Annotated in this window: 22 protein-coding genes; 18 read left to right on the forward strand and 4 right to left on the reverse strand. The window is 41.5% G+C overall.

Annotated features, from left to right (window positions below; all coding sequences use genetic code 11):
• Window positions 1-193 precede the first annotated feature (193 nt).
• A complete protein-coding gene (gene oxyR / locus AAEZ02_RS06520; protein ID WP_351122347.1) occupies window positions 194-1117 on the forward strand; it encodes a hydrogen peroxide-inducible genes transcriptional activator OxyR in 924 nt (307 codons plus the stop codon).
• Window positions 1118-1719: 602 nt separating this feature from the next.
• On the opposite strand, the gene AAEZ02_RS06525 is transcribed toward oxyR, so the two are convergent.
• Both AAEZ02_RS06525 and mutH read right to left on the reverse strand, forming a co-directional pair.
• Entirely contained in the window at window positions 1720-2745 is a 1026-nt protein-coding gene (locus AAEZ02_RS06525) for an adenylate/guanylate cyclase domain-containing protein (RefSeq protein WP_232772184.1), read from the reverse strand.
• 233 nt (window positions 2746-2978) lie between these two features.
• Window positions 2979-3647, reverse strand: a complete 669-nt coding sequence (gene mutH / locus AAEZ02_RS06530; RefSeq protein WP_124012246.1) for a DNA mismatch repair endonuclease MutH — start codon at window positions 3645-3647, stop codon at window positions 2979-2981.
• An 818-nt stretch (window positions 3648-4465) separates the two neighbouring features.
• On the opposite strand from mutH, the gene rppH reads away from it, so the two are divergent.
• From rppH to AAEZ02_RS06545, 3 genes are all read left to right on the forward strand, one after another.
• Window positions 4466-4984, forward strand: coding sequence for an RNA pyrophosphohydrolase (gene rppH, locus AAEZ02_RS06535; RefSeq protein ID WP_101034833.1), 519 nt, complete (start codon window positions 4466-4468; stop codon window positions 4982-4984).
• 24 nt (window positions 4985-5008) lie between these two features.
• Window positions 5009-7249: a phosphoenolpyruvate--protein phosphotransferase gene (gene ptsP / locus AAEZ02_RS06540; protein WP_124012245.1), complete on the forward strand. Its 2241-nt coding sequence runs from the start codon at window positions 5009-5011 to the stop codon at window positions 7247-7249.
• Between the two features lie 88 nt (window positions 7250-7337).
• A complete protein-coding gene (locus AAEZ02_RS06545; protein ID WP_124012244.1) occupies window positions 7338-8138 on the forward strand; it encodes a sulfite exporter TauE/SafE family protein in 801 nt (266 codons plus the stop codon).
• Window positions 8139-8215: 77 nt separating this feature from the next.
• On the opposite strand, the gene AAEZ02_RS06550 is transcribed toward AAEZ02_RS06545, so the two are convergent.
• Window positions 8216-9067, reverse strand: coding sequence for a thymidylate synthase (locus tag AAEZ02_RS06550; protein ID WP_101034524.1), 852 nt, complete (start codon window positions 9065-9067; stop codon window positions 8216-8218).
• A gap of 245 nt (window positions 9068-9312) precedes the next feature.
• On the opposite strand from AAEZ02_RS06550, the gene nhaA reads away from it, so the two are divergent.
• From nhaA to AAEZ02_RS06575, 5 genes are all read left to right on the forward strand, one after another.
• Window positions 9313-10548 (forward strand): Na+/H+ antiporter NhaA, encoded by a 1236-nt coding sequence (gene nhaA, locus AAEZ02_RS06555; protein ID WP_124012243.1) that lies wholly within the window; start codon window positions 9313-9315, stop codon window positions 10546-10548.
• On the forward strand, window positions 10484-10873 hold the full coding sequence (locus AAEZ02_RS06560; RefSeq protein WP_124012242.1) for a hypothetical protein: 390 nt from the start codon (window positions 10484-10486) through the stop codon (window positions 10871-10873). Before nhaA ends, AAEZ02_RS06560 begins: the two co-directional genes overlap by 65 nt.
• Before the next feature lie 105 nt (window positions 10874-10978).
• Entirely contained in the window at window positions 10979-11908 is a 930-nt protein-coding gene (gene nhaR / locus AAEZ02_RS06565) for a transcriptional activator NhaR (RefSeq protein WP_124012241.1), read from the forward strand.
• 22 nt (window positions 11909-11930) lie between these two features.
• Window positions 11931-12179: an FAD assembly factor SdhE gene (locus tag AAEZ02_RS06570; protein ID WP_101034528.1), complete on the forward strand. Its 249-nt coding sequence runs from the start codon at window positions 11931-11933 to the stop codon at window positions 12177-12179.
• Complete coding sequence (locus AAEZ02_RS06575; protein WP_351122351.1) at window positions 12160-12633, forward strand: protein YgfX; 474 nt, start codon at window positions 12160-12162, stop codon at window positions 12631-12633. Before AAEZ02_RS06570 ends, AAEZ02_RS06575 begins: the two co-directional genes overlap by 20 nt.
• A gap of 35 nt (window positions 12634-12668) precedes the next feature.
• On the opposite strand, the gene nadB is transcribed toward AAEZ02_RS06575, so the two are convergent.
• Window positions 12669-14282 (reverse strand): L-aspartate oxidase, encoded by a 1614-nt coding sequence (gene nadB, locus AAEZ02_RS06580; protein WP_124012239.1) that lies wholly within the window; start codon window positions 14280-14282, stop codon window positions 12669-12671.
• A 233-nt stretch (window positions 14283-14515) separates the two neighbouring features.
• Here nadB and rpoE point away from each other — a divergent pair, with 233 nt between their 5' ends.
• From rpoE to recO, 9 genes are all read left to right on the forward strand, one after another.
• Window positions 14516-15094, forward strand: coding sequence for an RNA polymerase sigma factor RpoE (gene rpoE, locus AAEZ02_RS06585; RefSeq protein ID WP_011638383.1), 579 nt, complete (start codon window positions 14516-14518; stop codon window positions 15092-15094).
• A gap of 26 nt (window positions 15095-15120) precedes the next feature.
• A complete protein-coding gene (locus AAEZ02_RS06590) occupies window positions 15121-15738 on the forward strand; it encodes a sigma-E factor negative regulatory protein (RefSeq protein ID WP_124012238.1) in 618 nt (205 codons plus the stop codon).
• A gap of 41 nt (window positions 15739-15779) precedes the next feature.
• Entirely contained in the window at window positions 15780-16712 is a 933-nt protein-coding gene (locus AAEZ02_RS06595) for a MucB/RseB C-terminal domain-containing protein (RefSeq protein WP_124012237.1), read from the forward strand.
• A gap of 198 nt (window positions 16713-16910) precedes the next feature.
• Complete coding sequence (locus AAEZ02_RS06600; RefSeq protein WP_351088451.1) at window positions 16911-17381, forward strand: SoxR reducing system RseC family protein; 471 nt, start codon at window positions 16911-16913, stop codon at window positions 17379-17381.
• A 295-nt stretch (window positions 17382-17676) separates the two neighbouring features.
• Entirely contained in the window at window positions 17677-19467 is a 1791-nt protein-coding gene (gene lepA, locus AAEZ02_RS06605) for a translation elongation factor 4 (RefSeq protein ID WP_101034534.1), read from the forward strand.
• Between the two features lie 188 nt (window positions 19468-19655).
• The gene (gene lepB, locus AAEZ02_RS06610; protein WP_124012664.1) at window positions 19656-20570 is read left to right on the forward strand and encodes a signal peptidase I; all 915 of its coding nucleotides are present in this window, start codon (window positions 19656-19658) and stop codon (window positions 20568-20570) included.
• Window positions 20570-21250 carry a ribonuclease III gene (gene rnc, locus AAEZ02_RS06615; RefSeq protein ID WP_124012235.1) on the forward strand — a complete coding sequence of 227 codons (681 nt, stop codon included), beginning with the start codon at window positions 20570-20572 and terminating at the stop codon, window positions 21248-21250. Before lepB ends, rnc begins: the two co-directional genes overlap by 1 nt.
• Complete coding sequence (gene era, locus AAEZ02_RS06620; RefSeq protein ID WP_351075957.1) at window positions 21247-22251, forward strand: GTPase Era; 1005 nt, start codon at window positions 21247-21249, stop codon at window positions 22249-22251. The genes rnc and era overlap by 4 nt, the downstream gene beginning before the upstream one ends.
• Window positions 22252-22296: 45 nt before the next feature.
• Entirely contained in the window at window positions 22297-23010 is a 714-nt protein-coding gene (recO, locus tag AAEZ02_RS06625) for a DNA repair protein RecO (protein ID WP_164839450.1), read from the forward strand.
• The last annotated feature ends 79 nt before the right edge of the window (window positions 23011-23089 follow it).

Genomic DNA, 23089 nt, shown 5'->3' on the forward strand with positions numbered 1-23089 from the left:
AAATCCCCACCAGAATACTGGTAGGGATTATCTTTCATCTGCAGGATCGGTCAAGTGCTCTTAAACGATCGGCATTGTCTTATTAAAGAGGCATTTTTTATGGGCGTCTATTGACTATTACACATAGACGTCTTGTTATTTCGCCCGTTTTAATTCACTATTTGAATTAAAATAGATAAGGGCAATCGTTTATATGAAAAATCTTCCAAGCCTCAAAAACCTTTATTACTTGGTTCATTTACACCAAGAACAGAATTTTAATCGCGCAGCCAAAATGTGTTTTGTCAGTCAATCTACACTATCTAGCGGCATTCAAAATCTTGAAGAGCAACTGGGTTATCAGTTAATTGAACGCGACCATAAATCGTTTATGTTTACCGCCATCGGTGAACAGGTGGTGGAACGTGCTCGAAGTATTTTAACTAATGTTGATGATTTAGTAGAATTGGTTAAAAATCAAGGTGAACCTATGACCGGTGAGGTCCGCTTAGGGTGTATTCCGACTATCGCACCTTTTTTACTCAGTCGAGTGGTCAAGTTATGTCAGCAAGACTACCCTAAACTCAGTTTGTTATTAAAAGAAGACACAACTGAACGCTTATTAGGAGCGTTAGCAAAAGGGGAGTTAGATCTATTGATACTCGCTTTACCTGTCGACACAAGTGGTTTTCACAGCATGAAAGTCGGTATCGATCCATTTAAAATAGTAATGCATAAAGAGGTATCGCAACAATTTTTGCAACCGATTGATTATCAAAAAATGCCCGATGAAAGTATTTTTTTACTGCAAGCAGAACATTGTATTACCGGACACGCGATAACGGCTTGTCAGCTTGGTAATAGCGCTAAAATCAATCCATTTACTGCCACGAGTTTGCACACTTTAGTGCAGATGGTAAACAGCAAACTGGGGACCACTTTTTTACCGCAAATGGCAATTGATACCGGGATTTTAACCGACACAGATCTTGTCGCAATGGATCCACCGGGTGAGGCACCCTATCGTGAGATTGGATTGGTTTGGCGACAAACGACTAGCCGGATTTCAACGTTTAGAACCTTAGGCCTAGCGATACAGCAAAAACTGCTCGCACAATCATTACCGAACAAACATTAACTAGGGTTGAGACATGGGATAAGTCGATAACAAAAGGTTTATTTACAGTCTCAATATCACACTGGTCAGTTGTTTTACTAACAAGGCGCACCCAGGGGTTAAAAGCCCCATCAACGGATATCTTTTACCCATAAGTCTATGCACAGAGCAGGGCTAAGAGCATTTGATAACCGTTTATTATGCCAAGTTGAGGTTAATTAACCTCAACGCGAGGGGATAGGTGGTGAATGTTATCGACATCAGCACAGTGGCAAGTCTTGTTTAGCAAACTTTCATTGTCTGCAAACAAGGTGCATTAACAAGCGTCTGTCGGTATAAGTGATTGCAGTAACCTAAACTCTCTTCACGCAACCTTGGGCCGTTTGATAACTGTTTATTATGCCGAGTTGAGGTTAATTAACCTCTATGTAAGGTGATAGGTGGGAAAATGTTAGCAACATCAGCACAGTGGTAGGTCTTGTTTAGCAAACTGTCATTGTCTGCAAACAAGGTGCATTAACAAGCGTCTGTCGGTTATAAGTGATGGCGGTAACGTAACCCTATTTACACAAGCTTAGGCCGTTTGATAACCGTTCAATGTCGCGAGTTGAGATTAACTCACCTTAACGAGGGGGATTGGACTGTATCGGGGCAACACCATAGACTTGAGTAGGAAGTTGCTTACCTTTAAGTATTATTGGGCCTAAGTCAGTGAGCTTATATTTGCTGTTTTGTTGCTCAAGCCGATGCACCACATCTCCTGATAACAACATCCTTTGACCTAATGGATTACATTGATCTTGTAGCCGCGCCAAGGTATTAAGGACATCACTAAAAAAGCTAATTTCTTGTTTATGTACGCCAACCACCGCGGCTACCACTTGACCACAATGTGCAGCAGATTTGAATTTAGGCACAAACCCATATTGCTGTTCAAAATACTGTCTTTGCCACTGTAACTGCTGACAAAACTCAAAATAGATATTCATGCACCTATCTTGTTTAATGCCTTGTTCTAACGGCCAGTGAATTAATACGGCATCGCCCATATAGCGGTAAATTTCAGCTTCATTATCTGTCACCGTGTCCGCGAGCAAACTGAAGCTATCTTGAATTAAACGACTAAAACGATAATCACCTAAGGTCTCTGCGTGGGCCGTGGATGACACCATATCAATAAATAAGAACAATTGTTGCTCGTAACGTGGTTTGTGGTATTTACCCAAGCCAATATTAAGTAATACTTTGGGGCCAACCAAGAGTGACATTTGTTCAATAAAAGCTAATCCGACCCGCACCACGACAAGATACACCACTAACGCCTGAAACGATGGGCTGTAAATAATGTGGACGGTGATCATTTGCCGTAACGTTAACATGTGGTTTTCAATCGCCCACATATTTAAAAACTGAGTGACATAGGCCAATGTGGTCGCGCCGAGTAGTAAAAATAACCCTTTAAACACGACGGAGAACAGATAAGGTAGGCGGCTGATGGCGCTAAAGTCTGCAATTAAATTCGACATCCAATGCAAACTGCCAAATATAAACCCCATAAATATTGCTAGTGTGGCTAAATCAGCGTTACCAATAGCCCATTCGGGCAACTGCGATGACTGTGAGTAGCGAAAAAAAACGAAAGAAGCCATTGCTACACACCAGGCAAAAATAGCGAACAATAATTTTTGAGTTTGACGGCGTGCTTTCACGGAGTATGTGGTTGCCTAAATGACCTAGTATATAAGGGTGGTAGTCTATAGAAGTTTTACTTACATGTGATAGTTTATTTGTGATTTAGATCAATAGAAGTGAAAAAATAAGTGCTCTAACGCAATCTTTTTCCAATATTGCTAACAATACCAAGGATTGTTATCGCAACAGATTATGAAAATGCATTGGTTAAAATCTGTTGAGTAAAATCAATTTTGAGATAAAACCCTCGGGGGTTTGATAATTGAATACTGCCGTCTTCGGCGATGCTTTCGGTGAGTATTTGACTATTAGCTGCTTTTGGACGTAATTGAAGTACTTCACCCTGACGCGCGGTAATTTTATCAACCTGACCTAGCGCAATGAGCTCCATTATCTCTTCCCAATCTTGTTGTAATTGTTTGGCTTGTTTAGTGTTGGGTTGCCACAGTATGGGGGTACCTATACGACGATCTCCCACCGGAATGCTTCGCTCCCCTTCAACCGGTATCCATAAAACCCGCTGCAGTTTATGATAAACCACACTGTTTTCCCAGGTCATACCCTGAATGTTTGTCAGTGGTGCGACTGTGACATAAGTGGTTTCAAGTGGTTTGCCTTTATGACCGATAGGGATCGTTTTGAGTTCAACCCCTAAATGGAGAAAGTCTTGCTCAGGTTTTGATCCCGCGAGCGCCCCTAATTCAGATTCAATAAGTTGGCCCACCCAACCTTTATCTCGGCGTAAATCCACCGGCACCAATATACGATTATCGGCTGCGATGTCAGCTAAACGAATACCTGCCATGTTGTGCGCTCTTTCCATTAATTCGCTAAGATTTAAGGGCGATGATTTAGCCATGAATGAGTCTTTGCCTCTGGGTAAATGGATTAGTCGACAATCAAAATCAACAGGTTATGCTATCAAGTAATATTCATCGATACCAAGTTTAGTTAATGTATAAAAAGGTCATAAATTTATACAAGGTTATTAATTTATAATAAGTTTAGTGAATTATCCACGAGCAGGTTATAAAGTAAACTATTATTGGTCACTTCAAACAGCTTGATTGAATTTAGTTCCAAGTTACTGTTTAATATTATATTTTTAATGTGTCGTTGTTTTTTTAATATACTTGTCCCGAGTTACACTCATTTTCCCCCTGTATTTCACACATACTTATCCACAGATTTAATGGATAACTGTCATAAAATGTGTCTTTAACTGATTAAAAACACCAAGTCAACGCAATAAAATGGCTTTTTAAGGGGTTTAATTTAAAATAAGCCTTGTTATTTGTGTATAACTTAAGTTGCTAAATGAGTGATTACCTATCTTAATTAGGCTTGTATGTTTTTTGTACGATAGTGGCGATCGGATATTTTGATAGTTTGTAAATATTTATAAATCATTGTTAATATAGTTTTATTTATAGTTATGTGCTGTTTTTCTTAAAAAAATCTCAATGGTTTTTTACCCTGTTATCAAGCCTCACTAAAGTTTCGAACAGAGATATCCACAGATTTTGTGGATAATCCACAGAGTGGCTTTAATCAATTGTTGATAATTCTGACTTATTAACATTGTTATTCAATTATCCACAGTAAATAGAGGTTTGCCGATAGGCATGCTTTGTGAAACAATCAGACGATATAAAAATTGCTATTTTCGGAGTCCATGTGATTGATAGCGACGGCTTTCGCGCAAATGTGGGCATCATTATCTGTAATAAATTTGGACAAGTTATGTGGGCCAGACGTTTTGGTCAGCATTCATGGCAGTTTCCACAAGGTGGGTTAGATGATGGCGAGTCACCAGAAGAAGCCATGTATCGAGAGCTTTACGAAGAAGTGGGACTCAGACCTGAACATGTTCAAATTCTAATGTCCACTCGTTCTTGGTTACGATATCGTTTACCTAAGCGTTTGGTTCGCCAAGAAAGCAAACCTGTTTGCATTGGCCAAAAACAGAAATGGTTTTTACTACAATTGAAAGGTCACGATAATACCATTAACTTGAATTCTTCTGGTCATCCTGAGTTTGATGATTGGCGTTGGGTCAGTTATTGGTATCCTGTTCGTCAGGTAGTGTCTTTTAAACGCGACGTATATAGAAAAGTAATGAAAGAGTTCGCATCGACGACATTAGCGCTACAAACGCGCGAGTTTAGTAAAAAACGAAGCAAACAACGGAGTTAACTGATTTCAAAGAGGATTGGAACAGTGTTAAATATGCTCAGGGATATCACTCAAGCTGTTGCCAGAGCAAGCAGCCTTGAAAGTGCATTAAATATATTAGTGTCACAAACTCGATTAGCAATGGAGACCCATTGCTGTTCTATTTATATCCTTGAAAAACAAAATCTTGTCTTATCGGCCACTGAAGGGTTACAACAATCTGCTGTGGGCAGAGTCAGCATGCCAATATCAGAAGGCTTAGTCGGCTTAGTTGCAGAACGTGAAGAAGCTATCAATCTCGCTGATGCACGTATTCATCCTCGTTTTAAATTATTTCCCGAAGCAGCAGAAGAAGAATATCGCGCATTTTTGGCTGTGCCGATTATTTTTCAAAAACAGCTTGTCGGCGTTATTGTCGTACAGCAACCTGAAGCCCGTCAGTTCAGTGAAAGCGAAGAAGCATTTTTAATGACCTTAGCCGCTCAACTCGCAGTGATTGTGCGCAGTTTGAAGCACAAAGCGTCAAATACCAGTGTACAACAACAAGTTGTTTTCAGTGGTATTAATGCATCTAGTGGTATTGCGATTGCTCATGGCCTGGTATTAGGTGGTGTTATTTCATTGGAACAAGCCGAGGTGGCTTGTGCCAATATTGATGTTGAGATTCAGCGCTTAAAGTCGGCTATGCAGCGTTGTAAAGACATCCTGTCGTCAATTTCGCAACGATTCGAACAAGAAAAATCGGCTGATGTTGCGTCTATTTTTACCGCATTTCAGTTACTGTTGGATGATTCTAGCCTTGGTGGCGAATATGCCCGTGAAGTCGCTTTAGGTTGGCAGGCTGAGTCTGCAGTAAGCCGGGTTTCATTACGCTATATCCAACAGTTTCTAGAGATGGAAGATCCTTATCTAAAAGAACGCGCAAGCGATATTCGCGAACTTGGGCAAAAGCTACTACGACAGCTTATAGAGCCAGGCAGGTTAGTATTAGAGCCTGAAAAACCGGTAATTTTAGTCGCCAAAGAGGTGGATGCCACTTTACTGGCTGAGTTTCCTCGTCAAAAGCTGGCGGGTATTGTTACTGAGCGTGGTGGCGTTAATGCCCATGCGGCCATTTTAGCGCGTGCGCTGGGTGTACCAGCCATTGTTGGTGTTGATGATGTTTTATCAGTAGATATTGATCAAAAGCTATTAGTTCTGAATGCCAATCGTGGTCAGTTATTGGTGTCGCCATCGCCTGCAGTGATTGAAGAGTACCAACTACTGATCGATGCAGATGTCGAAAAGCAAAAACAATTTTCTGCGGAGTTGAGTCTACCTTCTGTAACCACAGATGGTGAGCGGATACATTTATATCTCAATGCTGGACTATTGAGTGGTATTGATTCTGAAATCGCTGAATGTGCTGATGGTATTGGGCTGTATCGAACCGAAATCCCCTTTATGTTGCATCAACGCTTTCCAAGCGAAAGAGAGCAAATCAATGTATATCGTCAAGTATTAAGTGCAGCAGGTGATAGACCTGTTGTGATGCGTACTTTGGATGTAGGCGGCGATAAACCGTTGCCGTATTTTCCGATTAAAGAAGACAATCCGTTTTTAGGTTGGCGTGGTATTCGTTTATCTCTTGATCATCCTGAGTTATTTTTAGTGCAATTGCGTGCGATGTTGCAAGCCGCTGGCAATGGCAATCAATTGAAAATATTACTGCCAATGGTCAGTAATCTCGATGAAATAGATCAAACATTAAGTTATTTAGAGCAAGCGTTTACTGAACTAAACCAAGAATTAAATACCCGTTTGGTTAGGCCTCAAGTCGGCGTTATGCTTGAAGTACCCGCATTATTGTATCAGTTGCAAGATGTGGCGAAGCGGGTCGACTTCGTATCGGTTGGCAGTAACGATTTAACCCAATATTTACTGGCCGTCGATCGTAATAATCCTAGTGTGAGTTCACTATTTGATAGCTATCATCCTGGTATTCTTCGAGCCCTTAAACGAGCCGTCGATGAGTGTAAACAGTATGACTTGGATGTGAGTGTTTGTGGCGAACTTGCTGGTGAGCCTTATGGTGCATTACTTTTGGTGGCAATGGGTTATAACAAACTCAGTATGAACCAGGGCAGCTTAGCCAGAATAAATTTTTTACTTAGACGAGTATCAAAACAAGAATTAACTGAGTTGTTGGAGTCTATTTTACAACAGTCAACGGGTAACCAGGTTCGAGGGTTATTAGCACATTTCTTGCGAAAACATGATTTATCAGATTTAGTTAACATAGATTAGTCATACGATTGGAGCGGGTTGGGAAATGCTTAGATGATCTTTCGTATGGTTGATAATATAGTCAAACGTCATTTTTAAGGATGTCATCGTGGATAGTTTGCTGCAGGTATTTTTAATTTGCCTTGTTTTAGGTTCCGTAGTGGGTTTTTTAGCTGGGTTGTTAGGTATTGGTGGCGGGTTAATTATTGTGCCTGCACTCTTGTACATTTTGCCCTCAGTCGGGATCGATTCGACACAAATCACTCATGTTGCTATCGCTACATCACTGGCATCAATTATTTTAACCTCAATGTCTTCAGCTGCTGCGCATCACAAACGCGGTAATATACCTTGGGAATTGTTTAAGCCTATTTTCCCTGGCATTGTTATTGGATCGTTAGCATCGGCATTTGTTTCTGAACAAATTGCATCGGATGATTTACAACAGACTTTCGCTATTTTTGTCGTGTTAATGGCAGCACAAATGGCGTTTCCGTTTAAAGTCAAAACAGGTGGCAGTCTGCCTAGTTTTGCCGTGTTATTAACCATCTCAACGGCGATCGCGTTAATTGCTGGCTTAATGGGCATTGGTGGTGGGGTATTACTGGTGCCATTCTTGAGCTATTGCGGTTTACAAATGCGCCAAGCTGTGGGGTTTTCATCGGCTACCGGAATGCTTATCGCGGTATCCGGTACCATTGGCTATATCATTGCGGGCTTTGATGTCCCCAATTTACCTGAGGGTTCGGTAGGGTTTATTTATCTACCGGCATTAATCGGGATTATTATTAGCTCAATGCTGTGTGCGCCTATGGGCGTAAAAGCGGCAAGCACTTGGCCAACACCAGTATTGAAAAAGATCTTTGCTGGTTTGTTAGTCGTAGTGGGATTGAAACTGTTATTGAGTTAACCTCAGTCAGGTTATAGACACGCCTTTGTTCAAGTATTTGAGCAAAGGCGTTTTTTTATTAATTAATAACGCCGTTATTACACCGCGAAAGGATACTTAATGGCGTCGTGATGCTCGTAACCTTCAACGCTAAAATCAGCTAAGGTCACCCAGGTTTCAATGTCTTTTAGGGTTTTAATCTTTGGATTAATTATCAACTTAGGAGAGGCAAAGGGCTCACGTTTAAGCTGAATATCCCGCATTGAGACAAGTTGATCTTCGTAAATATGAGCGTTAACAATTTTATGGTATGCCTTACCGGGCTTATGACCCGTTATTTGGGCCATTAAAGCCAACAATACATAGACTTGTACCATGTTGAAATTCAATCCTAGCGGGACATCACAGCTTCTCTGGGTACTATTGAGATACAGGGTATCACCGAGTAATGAAAAGTGATGCTCGTACATGCATGGACGCAAGCAACCTAGGTCAAATGCGCCTGGGTGAAAGAAGGTTAAAATCTCAGCGCGATTGTCTATGCCATTAGTTAAATCATCGACGATTTGTTGCAGTAAATCGACGTGGCCACCATCATGTTTTGGAAATGCACGTCCTAAAGCGCCATAAATGAGCCCCATATCGTCGGGCCCTTTGCGGTTTGGGTTATCTAGCCAAGCTTGGTTTAGATTGGCATTGGCATCCCATGTTTTAGTGCCTAATGCTCTAAAATCGGCAGCATTTTGATAACCGCGTAAATAACCAAGGACCTCTGCGATGGCCGATTTCCAGAAGCTTTTACGTGTGGTGACTAACGGAAATTGATTGTTTGCAACATCATAAACGAGATCTGCATTTATCACGGTTAAGCATTTTTTGTTAGTGCGAGCATTATTGACCCATTCGCCTTCATCGACAATACGCTGGCACAGATCTAGATATTGTTTCATGTATTTAAATCCTTTTCTCTTTTCGAGATTATACCCAAATGATGGTTAATTAACACGACCTAATCTGTAGATAACGCGTTAATCAGAATTAAGCATCACCATGTCAGCATTACTTACAATAAGACGGGAAACCGTCTTATTGCAGCTTGTTACCTCGGTAATTCCGAGGTAACATCAAGAAAGAATCGATTATTATTGTTTGAGTTTTCTCTATAGACTGAGCGATTGTTTTTTAGGAGTGTTATATGGAACGTACAATTAAAAACTTCTTAAGCCAAGAGTCTGCTGGTGGCATTTTATTAATGATCGCAGTGGCATTGGCGATGATTTTCGCCAATTCACCTTTAGCTGACGTATATCAAGGTTTCTTAGGCACAGAAGTACAGCTTCGAGTAGGTGATCTTGACATCGATAAGCCACTTTTACTGTGGATTAACGATGGCTTGATGGCATTATTCTTTTTATTAATCGGCTTAGAAGTGAAGCGCGAACTACTTGAAGGGGCGTTGTCGAGTGTGGCAAAGGCATCCTTACCCGGCATTGCTGCTATCGGTGGCATGGTATTTCCGGCATTATTTTACTTGGCATTTAACTACTCTAACCCCGATACTCAGATCGGATGGGCTATTCCTGCTGCCACAGATATCGCCTTTGCTCTAGGTATTATGGCATTACTTGGCAGCCGAGTTCCGGTGGCGTTAAAAGTGTTTTTGTTGGCGCTGGCAATTATTGATGATCTCGGGGTGATTGTGATTATTGCGCTGTTTTACAGTACTGATTTATCCATGCTAAGTTTGATTATTGCCGCGGTGTCGATTGTGCTTATGATCGCACTGAACAGAAAAGGGGTCAGTTCGATCCTGCCTTACGGTTTACTTGGTTTTATTTTATGGGTTGCGGTATTGAAATCTGGAGTACATGCGACATTGGCCGGCGTAATTATTGCGTTTTGTATTCCACTTCGTGCTAAAGATGGTTCATCTCCTTCTGAGTCGCTAGAGCATAGCTTACACCCATGGAGCACCTTTATGATCCTGCCTGTGTTTGCTTTTGCTAATGCTGGTTTGTCATTAACGAATATGTCATTGAGTTCATTTGCGGAACCTATTACGCTAGGGATCATCATTGGTCTGTTGTTAGGTAAGCCTGCTGGGGTGCTTTTATTTAGTTATTTAGCGGTAAAACTGAAACTCGCTGAGTTACCTCCGGGAATTGGCTGGAGACACATTACGCCTGTTGCCGTTATGTGTGGGATCGGATTTACCATGTCGGTGTTTATTGCTTCCTTAGCATTTGAACATTCACCTGCTGCATTTGGTGACTATGCAAGGTTAGGGATTTTAACTGGGTCATTATTTGCGGCGGTGATTGGTTATTTTTGGTTGGCTAAGGTACTGCCTAAAAAGGAGAGTTATCATGAAAAAAGTGACTGTAATATCGGGTCTGTTTGTGACCATGATGTCGATGCCAACATTGGCTGATTCATTTAACGTGTGTCAGCAATCACCAGAATCATTAACCTGTCAAAGTTATCTTGAAGGTGTGGTTGATGGGGCATTAATGTATCGCAATGATGCGACCGCAAATCGAATTGATCCCAATGATTATGCCTCCAGAGCATTAAAGTTTCGGGCAGGGAAACGTTATCAAAAAGCGTATTTAAATTATTGTTCCAGCCATGTTCCGGTGAAGTCAGAAATCGTTTCGGCATTAGCGGAACAAGTCTCACTGAACAATGTTACTAACAGTGACGAACTGGAGTCAGTGATTAACAGCTTATTAGATTGTCGCCCTAGCCAACAGTAAGGTTTATGTATTGAACAATACGCCGCATAGACACTGCGTATTGTTCAATATTATTTTTAATCAATCATATTTGGTTGTAGTGATTTTGTTAGGTTATTTATTACTATGCAGCATTTAAATTATAACCATTTATATTATTTTTGGATGGTGCAAAAGAAAGGCTCTGTGACTAAAGCCGCTGAAGTATTATGCCTTGCTCCTCAGACGATTACGGGTCAGATACGCTCATTGGAACAAAGATTGAAAGGGGCGGTTTTTAAACGTGTAGGACGTAACTTGGAGGCCACTGAACTGGGCGAGTTAGTCTTTCGTTATGCCGATAAGATGTTTAGCCTTAGCTATGAAATGCTCGATATCCTTAATTATCAAAAAGATAATTCATTGTTGTTCGAGGTAGGGATTGCTGATGCATTGTCTAAGGCCTTAGTGAGTCGAGTGTTGTTAACCGTTATTCCTAACGATGGTTCGGTAAATTTAGCGTGTTATGAATCAACTCACGATAGCCTTATTGAGCGTTTACGTGAGCATAAACTGGATATGATTTTATCGGATTGTGCTGGCGCTTCATTGAAGTTTCCTGAGATTTTGTCGAAAAAACTAGGTGAGTGCGGTGTGAGCTTCTTCTCTGCTGAACCTATCTCATTACCGTTTCCTGATTGTCTTGAACAGCGAAAATTACTGATCCCGGGTAAACGAACGTCATTGGGACAACAATTACATGGTTGGTTCGCCGAAAAAAATCTTAATGTGAGTATTTTAGGCGAGTTTGACGATGCAGAAATGATGAAAGCTTTCGGTTATTTTAATCGAGGTATTTTTGTTGCGCCGTCTATTTATCGTCATGATATACTGTCACAAGGTATGGTATTACTTGGTGAAACAACCGATATAAAAGAAGAATACCATGTGATGTTCGCCGAGCGAATGATCCAACATCCGGCGGTAAAGTCATTGCTGGCAACGGATTTTAGTGATCTATTTGCTGGACGAGATCAGTCCATAAAAGATTTAGGCAACCGTATAACTAGCTTGTGATATTGACATCAGGAGATTTGTGTTGGAATTAATGAATATAGCGCGTGTACGCTGGGCATGTCGTCGCGGAATGTTAGAATTAGATGTGTTGCTTCAACCTTTTATTGAAGCCCAATATGAAGCAATGACAGACGAAAATAAAAATACTTTTATTCGTTTATTAGAATGTGAAGATCCTGAATTATTTGCTTGGTTTATGGGGCATGAACAATGCCAAGATCCACTGCTAGCTGATATGATAGTCAAAGTCCGTGGAAGAGCAGCACCTTAACCCGCCGATTGACTCCTTGCTCAACACGAGCACTCAAATGCAACAATTTGCGTTGAGTGCTTCGTTTTTACAGCGTGGGGCGTTAATCGTCTCATTAGCGGTTGTGTTAAGCAGTTTTTTAGCTTGGCCCAGTTATCCCTCCCTGATATACCAAATTATCCAAACGTTACTTTTTATTGCCACAATACTGATTTTCATTTTCGAATGGCGCAGAGTGTCTCGCTGGCGTTGCTTGTTGTCTCTGGGCAACAAACAGGCTGGCACCTTATTATATGGTGTTGAGGGTCAATCGGATAACGTCAAGCTTTGTAAAAAACCGTTTATTAGCCCATTACTGTGCATCATTTTTTTGCAGTACACTAAAACCGAAGAGCGTCGGCTATTGCTGGTGTGGAGTGATATGGTAGACGACACAGCATATCGTACTCTGTGTCGCCTGTTATTGAGCCAATAATTGAGCCATTCAGACTGGTTTAATCTTGATAGTGTTTAACGGCTTGGCTGCAATATTGTCGGTTTAGGATTATCGATTTGATCAGGATAATCTGCGTTATAATGTAGGCCTCGACTTTCTTTTCGCTCCATTGCACATCGAATAATCAACTCCGCGACTTGGACTAAATTACGCAGTTCTAATAGATTATTGCTGACTCGGAAGTTTGAATAATATTCTTCAATTTCTTGCTGAAGCATCAAACATCTTCTTAGTGCCCGCTCTAAACGTTTGTCTGTGCGCACTATGCCAACGTAATCCCACATAAAGAGCCGCAGCTCGTGCCAGTTATGGGCAATAACCACTTCTTCATCAGAGTTAGTCACCTGACTTTCATCCCACATCGGTATTGGACTAGGCATAGGAATCTTATGTAACAGACCTTCGATATCTTGTGATGCTGCACGGGCAAAGACTAAACACTCCAGTAATGAATTACTCGCCAGTCTATTGGCACCATGTAAGCCGGTGTAAGCCACCTCACCAATGGCATATAAGCCATTAATATCAGTTTGACCATGAAGATCCGTCATTACGCCGCCGCAGGTATAGTGTGCCGCTGGCACGGCAGGAATAGGATCTTTGGTAATATCGATTCCGAATGTTAGACAACGCTGATGGATGGTCGGGAAGTGCTTAATGATAAAGTCCGCCGGTTTGTGGCTTATGTCTAAATAGACACAGTCAGATCCTAAGCGTTTCATTTCATAATCAATGGCGCGGGCGACAATATCGCGAGGGGCGAGTTCACCTCGTTCGTCAAAGTCAGGCATAAAACGACTGCCATCAGGGCGACGTAAATACGCACCTTCACCGCGTAACGCTTCTGATAATAGGAAGTTTCGGGCGTTGGGGTGAAATAAACATGTCGGATGGAATTGATTAAATTCCATATTGGCGATGCGGCAACCCGCACGCCAGGCCATCGCAATACCATCACCGCTGGCAATATCGGGGTTAGAGGTGTATTGGTACACTTTTGAGCTGCCGCCAGTTGCTAACGCAACAAATTTTGCTCTGATGGTTTCAACATGTTCTTCATCACGATTCCATACATAAGCACCAAGCACCCTGTTACCTGGGCGAGCCAATTTGCGCGTGGTAATTAAGTCAATCGCATTGTAACGTTCTAGTACTTGTATGTTTGGGTGATCGATAGCTTGTTGTTGTAATGTAATTTGCACCGCTTTACCGGTGGCATCAGCAGCATGTAAAATGCGCCGGTGGCTATGTCCACCTTCACGGGTCAAGTGATAATGGGCTGTGCTATCGTCACCGGTAACGGTTTCTTCTTTATCAAATGCGACACCACAATTAATTAACCATTCCATTGCACTTTTTGCGTTTTCTGCGGTGTATGTCACTACAGATTTGTCGCATAATCCAGCTCCAGCGATTAAGGTGTCGTTTACATGTGATTCAATTGTGTCATCTTCATCAAAAACAGATGCAATTCCACCTTGGGCGTACAAGGTTGACCCTTCTGATAGTGGGCCTTTAGAAAGAAGAATTACTTTTGATTTTTCAGCAAGATGTAGTGCTAAAGTTAGTCCTGCAGCGCCGCTGCCGATGACCAAAATGTCAGATTGGTGTTCAACTGCTTGTTTCATCAGGTATCATGATATGGTTTAGTGGTTTGATCATAGTAAAACAAATTTCTTTAGCAGGGTACTTTTACAGCGTATTTTATTTGATTTTGCTTATATATTTTATTTATAAGTAAAATAAATTAACTTTTTTTAATTCAATATCGAACTTTCTTCATATCAGTAGGTCTATTTATATGAACAGGATTCGAGCGACTGAGTAATCAGTGTGACAGATTTAGGAGTAGTCAGCTCGGATGAGTGGACAATATAGTGATCAACAATTAGTTGAGCGAGTGCAGCAAGGCGATAAAAACGCATTTAACCTGCTAGTGCTGAAGTACCAAAATAAAGTGATGAGTTTAATTTCCAGATATGTGCGCAATCAAGCGGATGTTGCGGATGTGACACAAGAAGCCTTTATTAAAGCCTATAGAGCGTTAGCCAATTTTCGGGGTGAAAGTGCATTTTATACTTGGTTGTATCGCATTGCGGTAAACACTGCAAAAAACCATCTTACGTCGCAAGGGCGCAGAGCACCTGCAAACGATGTCGATATAGAAGATGCAGAATATTATGAAGGCAGTGATGCGTTAAAAGAGTTTGCATCACCAGAGCGATTACTAATGAAAGATCAAATGAGTAAAGTGATCTTTGATACGCTCGATACTCTGCCTGAAGAGTTAAAAATGGCCATATCGCTCAGAGAGCTAGAGGGAATGAGTTATGAAGATATTGCCAATATAATGGATTGTCCCGTCGGTACGGTAAGATCTCGAATCTTTCGTGCTCGAGAAGCAATCGACAAACAGCTCCAGCCTTTGCTGGAAAAGTAATAGCCTTAATCTTAGATAGGTGAATAATGCTTAAATCAAGTCAAGAGTGGGTATCTGCATCAGTTGATGGCGAAGTTGATGATAAAACATTGGCACAACTTTCTGCTGACGTTGATTCACATGATGAATGGCAACGCTATCACATGATAGGCGATGCAATGCGCGGTGAGACACCGGCAACCATTGACTTAGACCTTTTTGCTAGCATCGCAGCAGCAATTGAGCTTGAGCCAACAATTATAGCGCCTCAAGCCAAGCAGAGTGAATTAGCCGAGCAAGCTGGAACACAACAGCGAGCTGCATCGGGTTCAAACGTGGTACCATTTTTCAAACAGTTTGGCCAATATGCTATTGCTGCAACGGTTGCCATGGTTGCCATTGTTGGAGTACAAAACTATGATCAAAGTAATGATCCAGAGTCACCATTGCCAGTATTAATGACACGTCCTTTAGTGGGTAGTGTGTCTCCGGTAAGTTATCAAACTGGTGCAGTGAAAAATCAACAAAATTATTCTGATCAACAAGTGATAGAACAGCGTCGCCGTATTAACTCTTATATTCAAGATCACATGCTGCAACAACGTTTAAACCCAGGTGTTGCTGTTGATGATAATCGCGTGCAAGATGCTGCGGTAAATCCATAATCCATCGGCAGAAACCTTGTCTTACCATTTTAGGAGTTAGCTTGCGCCTTATCCTGCTAGCACTGTTAGTGTTAACCTTTCCAACACACGCTGAAGATGATTTATCTGCTAAAGCTTGGCTTAATAATATGAGCCAAGCAATGCGCGTTAAGCAATTTAAAACCTCTATTATTCAGCTACAAGCCGATCATATTCGTCCGCTTGTTTACATTCATGGCATTGTCGATAATAAAGAAATCGCATTACTTGAATACCTAAATGGCCCGCCTAAAAGTGCTGTTAGAGTGGGTAATACGGTTACGTTTATAGAACATGACCAATCGGCTTACAGCGTTCAAGCCCCTCGTATTCAGGGGATTTGGCCTGCTGCTTTAGCGGGAGACTTACACCAGCTCGAAAAAGGCTACCAATTTGTAAAAGGTGGCCGCGGACGTATTGCTGGACGCCCTGGGCAAATGATCCGTTTATTGGCTAATGATGATAATCGTTATGACGCTCAAGTGTGGATCGATATGGACACTTATCTGCCATTACGTTTTGATACCCTTAATAAAGACAAACAATTACTTGAACAAACCATGGTCATTGAGCTGATTGAATTAGCCGAGCCTGCGAAAATTTTAATTGAAGCCGCAAAGCAAGAGTGGCCAGCAGTAATGAACCAAGCGGAACGCACTGATGGCAAAAACTGGCAATTTACTTGGTTACCAGAAGGATTTGATGTCGTTGTTCGCGATCATCATCGGTTGATTGGTAGTCACGAGCCCGTTGAGTATGTTGCCTTAACAGACGGATTGGCTAATATTTCTGTTTATGTTGCGCGAGCGGGAGACAATCCAATGCCGAATGAATTACTTATTCGTAATGGGTTATCTATGGTCGTTGTTAAAGTCGGTACGCTTGAGGTGGTTGCTATTGGTAAAGTGCCTTCAGAGACCTTAGACAAAATTGCCAATAGTTTAGTGTTGAAATAAACCTTAGCTTATTGATTTGTAAGCCGTGACATGATGCTATTGTGTTGCGGCTTACGTGTTTTTATGATGAGCCATGAGCGATATAGCTTAGGCATAAACTGACTTAGCCAATGATGGTCATTGTGCTAAAATACCAACATATTTATTGGTCGAGTGTGTTAAATGAATAAGCATATATCTGAGTCATCTACTTCTGCAATGATGGAAGAAATTGCCCGCGTGGTTGATTATCAACAAGGCTGGGTCACCGTTGAAGTAGAATTAAAAAGTGCTTGTAATCATTGTGCCAGCAGTGAAAATTGCGGTACTTCAACCATCGCCAAGGCCTTTTCGGTTCATACTCAGCGTTTTTCATTACCCAGTGAGAAACCTTGCCGTAGCGGTGATTTGCTTAAAATTGGCTTGCCTGAAAGTGTGATCATCAAGGCGGCTGCATTAGTCTATTTGTTGCCATTATTAGGCATGTTTCTATCGGCCATTATTGGGCATATGCTGGCCGCGGGTTTAGGGCTAAGTACCAATGGTTTTGCAATGGCTTTTGGGGCTTCAGGGGCGTTGGTAGCATGGTTTGTCGGCAAACACTTTGCTACCCAACTTGAAGCACTCGCTACGCCTGTGATCATCACCTATTTAGGCCAAGAAGTAGGGATTATTAGCGCGACTCGTTAGTCATGGTTCATTAGTGATTGTTCATCAGATATTACGACGATATATTTTCGGTGCAGTTTGAATGATCATTAACGATAGGCATACTGCTCAATCGCACTAGCATTCTGCTCAATCGAACTAAGAGTATGCTGATCTAGCCATTAATCCCATCAAGAGATGCTTAAAAACTGCTTTTTATGACCAATAAATATACCCAAACAGATACTATTAATTAATCTGATTGGTATTACCCCCCTAATCAGGTACACTTTGTCACCTTAATTTTCATCATTTTAGTAGTAGTCATTGCAGCATAATGAAACACATTAGAAACTTCTCGATTATTGCCCATATCGACCATGGTAAATCAACTTTATCCGATCGCCTTATTCAGGTATGTGGCGGCTTAACTGACCGTGAAATGGCTGCACAGGTTTTAGATTCAATGGATCTAGAACGTGAGCGTGGCATTACGATTAAAGCCCAAAGTGTCACCCTAGATTACCATGCAAAAGATGGTAAAACTTATCTACTTAACTTCATTGATACACCTGGCCACGTAGACTTTTCTTATGAAGTTTCACGCTCTCTGGCTGCTTGTGAAGGTGCATTGTTAGTAGTTGATGCTGGTCAAGGCGTAGAAGCTCAGACATTAGCAAACTGCTATACCGCACTAGAGATGAATTTGGACGTTGTTCCAGTATTAAACAAAATTGACTTACCTCAGGCTGAACCTGACCGTGTCGCCGCTGAAATTGAAGATATTGTTGGTATTGCAGCCATCGATGCAGTGCGTTGCTCGGCAAAGACAGGGGTGGGTGTTGATTTAGTATTAGAAGAAATTATTGCCAAAATTCCACCTCCAGAGGGTGATGAGACTGCACCATTACAAGCGCTGATTGTCGACTCATGGTTTGATGCATATCAGGGTGTCGTGTCTTTAGTCCGTATTAAGAATGGCGTACTTAAGAAAGGTGACAAATTCAAAGTGATGTCCACAGGACAAAACTATAACGCCGATCGCATCGGGATTTTTACACCAAAAGAAAAAGACAAAACAGAGCTTCGTGCCGGTGAAGTGGGTTATGTGATTTCTGGTATTAAAGAAATTCATGGTGCGCCAGTGGGCGATACCTTGACCCATGCAAAAAATGGTGCAGATAAACCTTTACCTGGGTTTAAGCGCGTTAAGCCGCAGGTTTATGCCGGTGTATTCCCAATCTCTACCGATGAATATGAGAGCTTCCGCGATGCGTTGAATAAATTAAGTTTAAATGACGCATCACTGTTTTTTGAACCTGAAACATCCTCCGCGTTAGGTTTTGGTTTCCGTATCGGTTTCCTTGGTCTACTCCACATGGAGATTGTGCAGGAGCGCTTAGAGCGCGAATACGATCTCGATTTGATCACCACAGCTCCCACCGTAGTTTACGAAGTTATTATGAACAGTGGTGAAACTGTTTATGTTGATAATCCATCGGATTTACCTGCGCTGAACAACATCGAAGAAATTCGTGAACCGATTGTTGAAGCCAATATATTAGTGCCAAAAGAGTACTTAGGTAACGTGATTACCTTGTGTATTGAAAAGCGTGGTTCACAAACTAATATGGTATATCACGGTAATCAAGTGGCGGTTACTTATCACTTACCGATGGCTGAAGTGGTCATGGATTTCTTTGACCGTCTTAAGTCAACGAGTCGTGGTTATGCATCATTAGAGTATAACTTTATTCACTTTGAACCTGCGGACATGGTGCGATTAGATATTTTAATCAACAGCGATCGTGTTGATGCGTTAGCGATGATTATTCACCGCAGTAATATTCGTCATCGTGGTTTAGCTTTGGTTGATAAGATGAAAGAGCTGATCCCTCGACAAATGTTTGATATTGCGATTCAGGCTGCTGTTGGCAGTCAGATTATCGCTCGTTCAAGCATTAAAGCATTGCGTAAAGACGTTACCGCTAAGTGTTATGGCGGCGACGTATCGCGCAAGAAAAAACTGCTTAACAAGCAGAAAGAAGGTAAAAAGCGCATGAAGCAAGTCGGTAACGTTGAGGTGCCACAAGAGGCATTTTTAGCAGTTCTGAAGCTAAATAATTAATAATAATTAATTAAGTTAATGTGCAGAATAACGCCGCGTATTGCGGCGTTATCGTTATTTTCACGATATATTATGTAACACTCAACTGGGTGAATGTTTATACGTTTATCACCATACTTGATTGAGTTATTCTAAGCCTTGGCTCAAGCCATATGGATCCAACACACCCAGCAGGAGATAAATTAGTAATGGCAGCCTATTTTTCGCTTATTTTAGTGCTCGTAACCTTAGTCAGCGGTCTTATTTGGTTAATTGATGTGGTTTTTTTCGCGCCTAAACGCCGTGAAAATTTATTAGTTGCACATGCCAATTCGACGGAGTTGAGTGCCGATGCCATCGATAAAATCATTCGTGAACCTGTGCTAGTTGAAACTGCGCATTCTATTTTTCCGGTGATCGCGTTTGTGATGATTTTACGGTCATTTATTTATGAGCCATTTCAAATCCCATCGGGTTCTATGATGCCAACATTGTTGGTGGGGGATTTTATTCTGGTAGAGAAGTTTAGTTATGGGTTACGCGATCCAGTATGGCGCAGTAAACTCGTTGAAATTGGTGAGCCAGAACGCGGCGATGTTTTTGTCTTTAAATACCCAGAAAACCCAAAAATTGACTATATAAAGCGTGTAGTCGGATTGCCGGGTGACAAAATTATTTACCGTAATAAACAGTTAATGATCCAAGGTCCGTGTGACACAGGCATCGATTGCCCAGCACCAAGAGTCATTGCTCATACTGAAATTAATCGGGGTGAGTTTAGCCAGGATAATGTGCCGCTTATTCGGTTAAGTGAGCAATTAGGCGACGTTAAGCATGATATTTTGATGAACCCGTCACGTCCTGATTTTAGACAACACTTTTATCCTCAAGCTGGCCTTCCTGTGGGTGAGTTTTTGGTGCCTAAAGGCATGTATTTTGCGATGGGTGATAATCGCGATAACAGTACCGATAGTCGTTTTTGGGGCTTTGTACCGGAAGAAAATCTTGTCGGAAAAGCTGTCGCCATTTGGATTAGTTTTGAATTTGATAGTAAGCCGAGTGATTGGTTACCGACGTGGGTACCGACCGGCGTGCGTTTTGATAGAGTAGGTGGAATACATTGATGGAACCCATTAAAAATTTGCCGCGTTTGTGCCGTACTTTAGGTTATGAATTTAGTAATATTGAATTACTTATCCAAGCACTAACACATCGTAGCGCAGCAAATAAACATAATGAGCGTTTAGAGTTTTTAGGCGATTCGATTTTGTCGATAGCCATTTCAGATGCCTTGTATCATCAGTTTCCAAAGGCGACTGAAGGTGATTTAAGCCGCATGCGCGCCACCTTGGTTAAAGGTGACACGCTGACATTAATTGCCATAGAATTCAAACTGGGTGATTATTTGTATTTAGGCCCAGGTGAGCTCAAAAGTGGTGGCTTTAGACGCGAATCTATTTTAGCTGATGCAGTAGAAGCCATTATTGGTGCGGTCTACCTCGATGCTGATATTGAAGTTTGCCGTAAGCTATTACTATCATGGTATAAAGAGCGTTTAGCTGAGATAAAACCGGGTATTAATCAAAAAGATCCGAAGACAATTTTGCAAGAACACCTACAAGGTTTTAAAAAGCCATTACCTGATTACCAAGTTGTAGCGGTAGACGGTGAAGCTCATGACCAAACCTTTACGGTAGAATGTCGAATTAGTGAATTAGATAAAGTTGTCACTGGTGTGGCAAGTTCAAGAAGAAAAGCTGAGCAGCTTGCTGCAGCTCAGGTATTGGAGCTACTGAATAAATGATCAAGAAAACAGACTTGCCAGCAGGTGATAGCCAAGAACCTAGCTTAGATGAACTGCTGGCAAGGATGAACCAAGCAGCACCAATCGCCACGGCGAAATACGATGTGACCTATTGTGGCATGGTAGCCATTGTCGGTCGTCCTAATGTGGGAAAATCGACTCTTTTAAACAAGTTACTTGGCCAAAAAGTCAGTATCACGTCGAAAAAACCCCAAACGACTCGTCATCGTATTATGGGCATTCATACTAATGGCCCAAGTCAAATTGTATTTATTGATACCCCAGGCCTGCACATTGAAGAAAAACGCGCGATTAACCGCTTAATGAATCGTGCTGCTGCCAGTTCATTAGCCGATGTTGCTATGGTTATTTTTGTTGTGGATGGCATGACGTGGACTGCCGATGATGAGATGGTGTTACAAAAAATCCAACATCGTAATGATGATCGTAAAATCATCTTAGCCATTAATAAAGTTGATAATATTAAAGATAAAGAATCATTATTCCCTTATTTAACTGAATTGGCTAAAAAGTTTGATTTTGATGAGATTTTGCCAATATCAGCCACCAAAGGCACCAACGTGCAGCGCATTTTAGATATGGCACGAGAATCATTACCTGCAGCGCCATTTTACTTCCCTGAAGATTATGTGACTGATCGCTCGCAACGATTTATGGCATCAGAAATTGTCCGTGAAAAACTGATGCGTTTTCTAGGCGACGAACTGCCATATGATGCGACAGTAGAAATTGAACAGTTTAAAATGATGGAAAATGGTGTTTACCAAATCAACGCGTTGATTTTAGTTGAACGTGAAGGCCAAAAACGTATGGTCATTGGTAATAAAGGTGAGCGAATTCGGACTATTGCCACTCAAGCCCGACTCGACATGGAAAAATTATTTGATAATAAAGTGTTTCTTGAGGTATGGGTGAAAGTGAAATCTGGCTGGGCTGATGACGAACGCGCATTGAGAAGTCTAGGTTATGGCGAAGACTAAATCGTCTTTAGTATTTTTGATTATTTGCTTTTAGGCATGGCCACCATGAAACGTGGCTATGTGCTTCATCATCGTCAATTTCGAGAATCGAGCGTGATTGTTAATTTGCTGGTCGAGGGCGTTGGACGTGTCGATGCCATCACTCGAGTCGGTTCAGGTAAACGGTCGATTAAAAGTATTTTACAACCTTTTCAACCGCTAATAATCCAATTTAGTGCTCAATCGGAAGCCAGAAACCTAGGTTTAAAAACCATTACCCAAATTGAATCAGCAGCACCAGCTATACCTTTAAGTGGTAATAGTCTGTATTCTGGTTTTTATCTAAACGAGTTATTGGTTCGTCTATTATCGGTGGAACACCAAGCTGAAGGGTTATTTTTAGACTATCACCGTGCGTTACTGGCGTTAGCCAAACAGTTTTGCTCAAGTCACCTGCGTTATTTTGAAATGGCACTGTTATTAGAGCTAGGTGCATTGCCATCTCTTGCCCATGACACTCAAGGTGACTCATTAGATTGCCGTTGTCACTATCGGTTTATTGCACAAAGTGGTTTTATCCCTGTGGTAACAACCCAAGCGTCATCTTTTTCTCATGGCAAAGGCTGTTTATCTGGCTCAATGTTGCTAGCATTGGCATCGCAAGATTTACAACCTGAACAGTTTAATCAAGCCAAAGGGTTAATGCGGTATTTACTGACGCCATTGCTGGGTAATAAGCCACTATTAAGTAGGCAATTGTTCGCTAAGAAAGCCGATTAGTATAGAGAATTTCGTAAACTGAATACGCAAACCGAGCACGATCTCATTCGTGTCTAAACCTTGGTGAGCATATGTCGTT

The organism is Shewanella sp. T24-MNA-CIBAN-0130, from assembly GCF_040310185.1.
In the GTDB taxonomy this organism is placed as follows: domain Bacteria; phylum Pseudomonadota; class Gammaproteobacteria; order Enterobacterales; family Shewanellaceae; genus Shewanella; species Shewanella psychromarinicola.

Coding starts and splice junctions, on each gene's coding strand:
- AAEZ02_RS06590 (WP_124012238.1), top strand. CDS start 15,121: ATGCTTAAATCAAGTCAAGAGTGGGTATCTGCATCAGTTGATGGCGAA.
- recO (WP_164839450.1), top strand. CDS start 22,297: ATGAAACGTGGCTATGTGCTTCATCATCGTCAATTTCGAGAATCGAGC.
- lepA (WP_101034534.1), top strand. CDS start 17,677: ATGAAACACATTAGAAACTTCTCGATTATTGCCCATATCGACCATGGT.
- mutH (WP_124012246.1), bottom strand. CDS start 3,647: ATGGCTAAATCATCGCCCTTAAATCTTAGCGAATTAATGGAAAGAGCG.
- rpoE (WP_011638383.1), top strand. CDS start 14,516: ATGAGTGGACAATATAGTGATCAACAATTAGTTGAGCGAGTGCAGCAA.
- AAEZ02_RS06600 (WP_351088451.1), top strand. CDS start 16,911: ATGATGGAAGAAATTGCCCGCGTGGTTGATTATCAACAAGGCTGGGTC.
- nhaR (WP_124012241.1), top strand. CDS start 10,979: ATGCAGCATTTAAATTATAACCATTTATATTATTTTTGGATGGTGCAA.
- AAEZ02_RS06525 (WP_232772184.1), bottom strand. CDS start 2,745: ATGGCTTCTTTCGTTTTTTTTCGCTACTCACAGTCATCGCAGTTGCCC.
- nhaA (WP_124012243.1), top strand. CDS start 9,313: ATGGAACGTACAATTAAAAACTTCTTAAGCCAAGAGTCTGCTGGTGGC.
- AAEZ02_RS06560 (WP_124012242.1), top strand. CDS start 10,484: ATGAAAAAAGTGACTGTAATATCGGGTCTGTTTGTGACCATGATGTCG.
- oxyR (WP_351122347.1), top strand. CDS start 194: ATGAAAAATCTTCCAAGCCTCAAAAACCTTTATTACTTGGTTCATTTA.
- nadB (WP_124012239.1), bottom strand. CDS start 14,282: ATGAAACAAGCAGTTGAACACCAATCTGACATTTTGGTCATCGGCAGC.
- AAEZ02_RS06550 (WP_101034524.1), bottom strand. CDS start 9,067: ATGAAACAATATCTAGATCTGTGCCAGCGTATTGTCGATGAAGGCGAA.
- rnc (WP_124012235.1), top strand. CDS start 20,570: ATGGAACCCATTAAAAATTTGCCGCGTTTGTGCCGTACTTTAGGTTAT.
- lepB (WP_124012664.1), top strand. CDS start 19,656: ATGGCAGCCTATTTTTCGCTTATTTTAGTGCTCGTAACCTTAGTCAGC.
- era (WP_351075957.1), top strand. CDS start 21,247: ATGATCAAGAAAACAGACTTGCCAGCAGGTGATAGCCAAGAACCTAGC.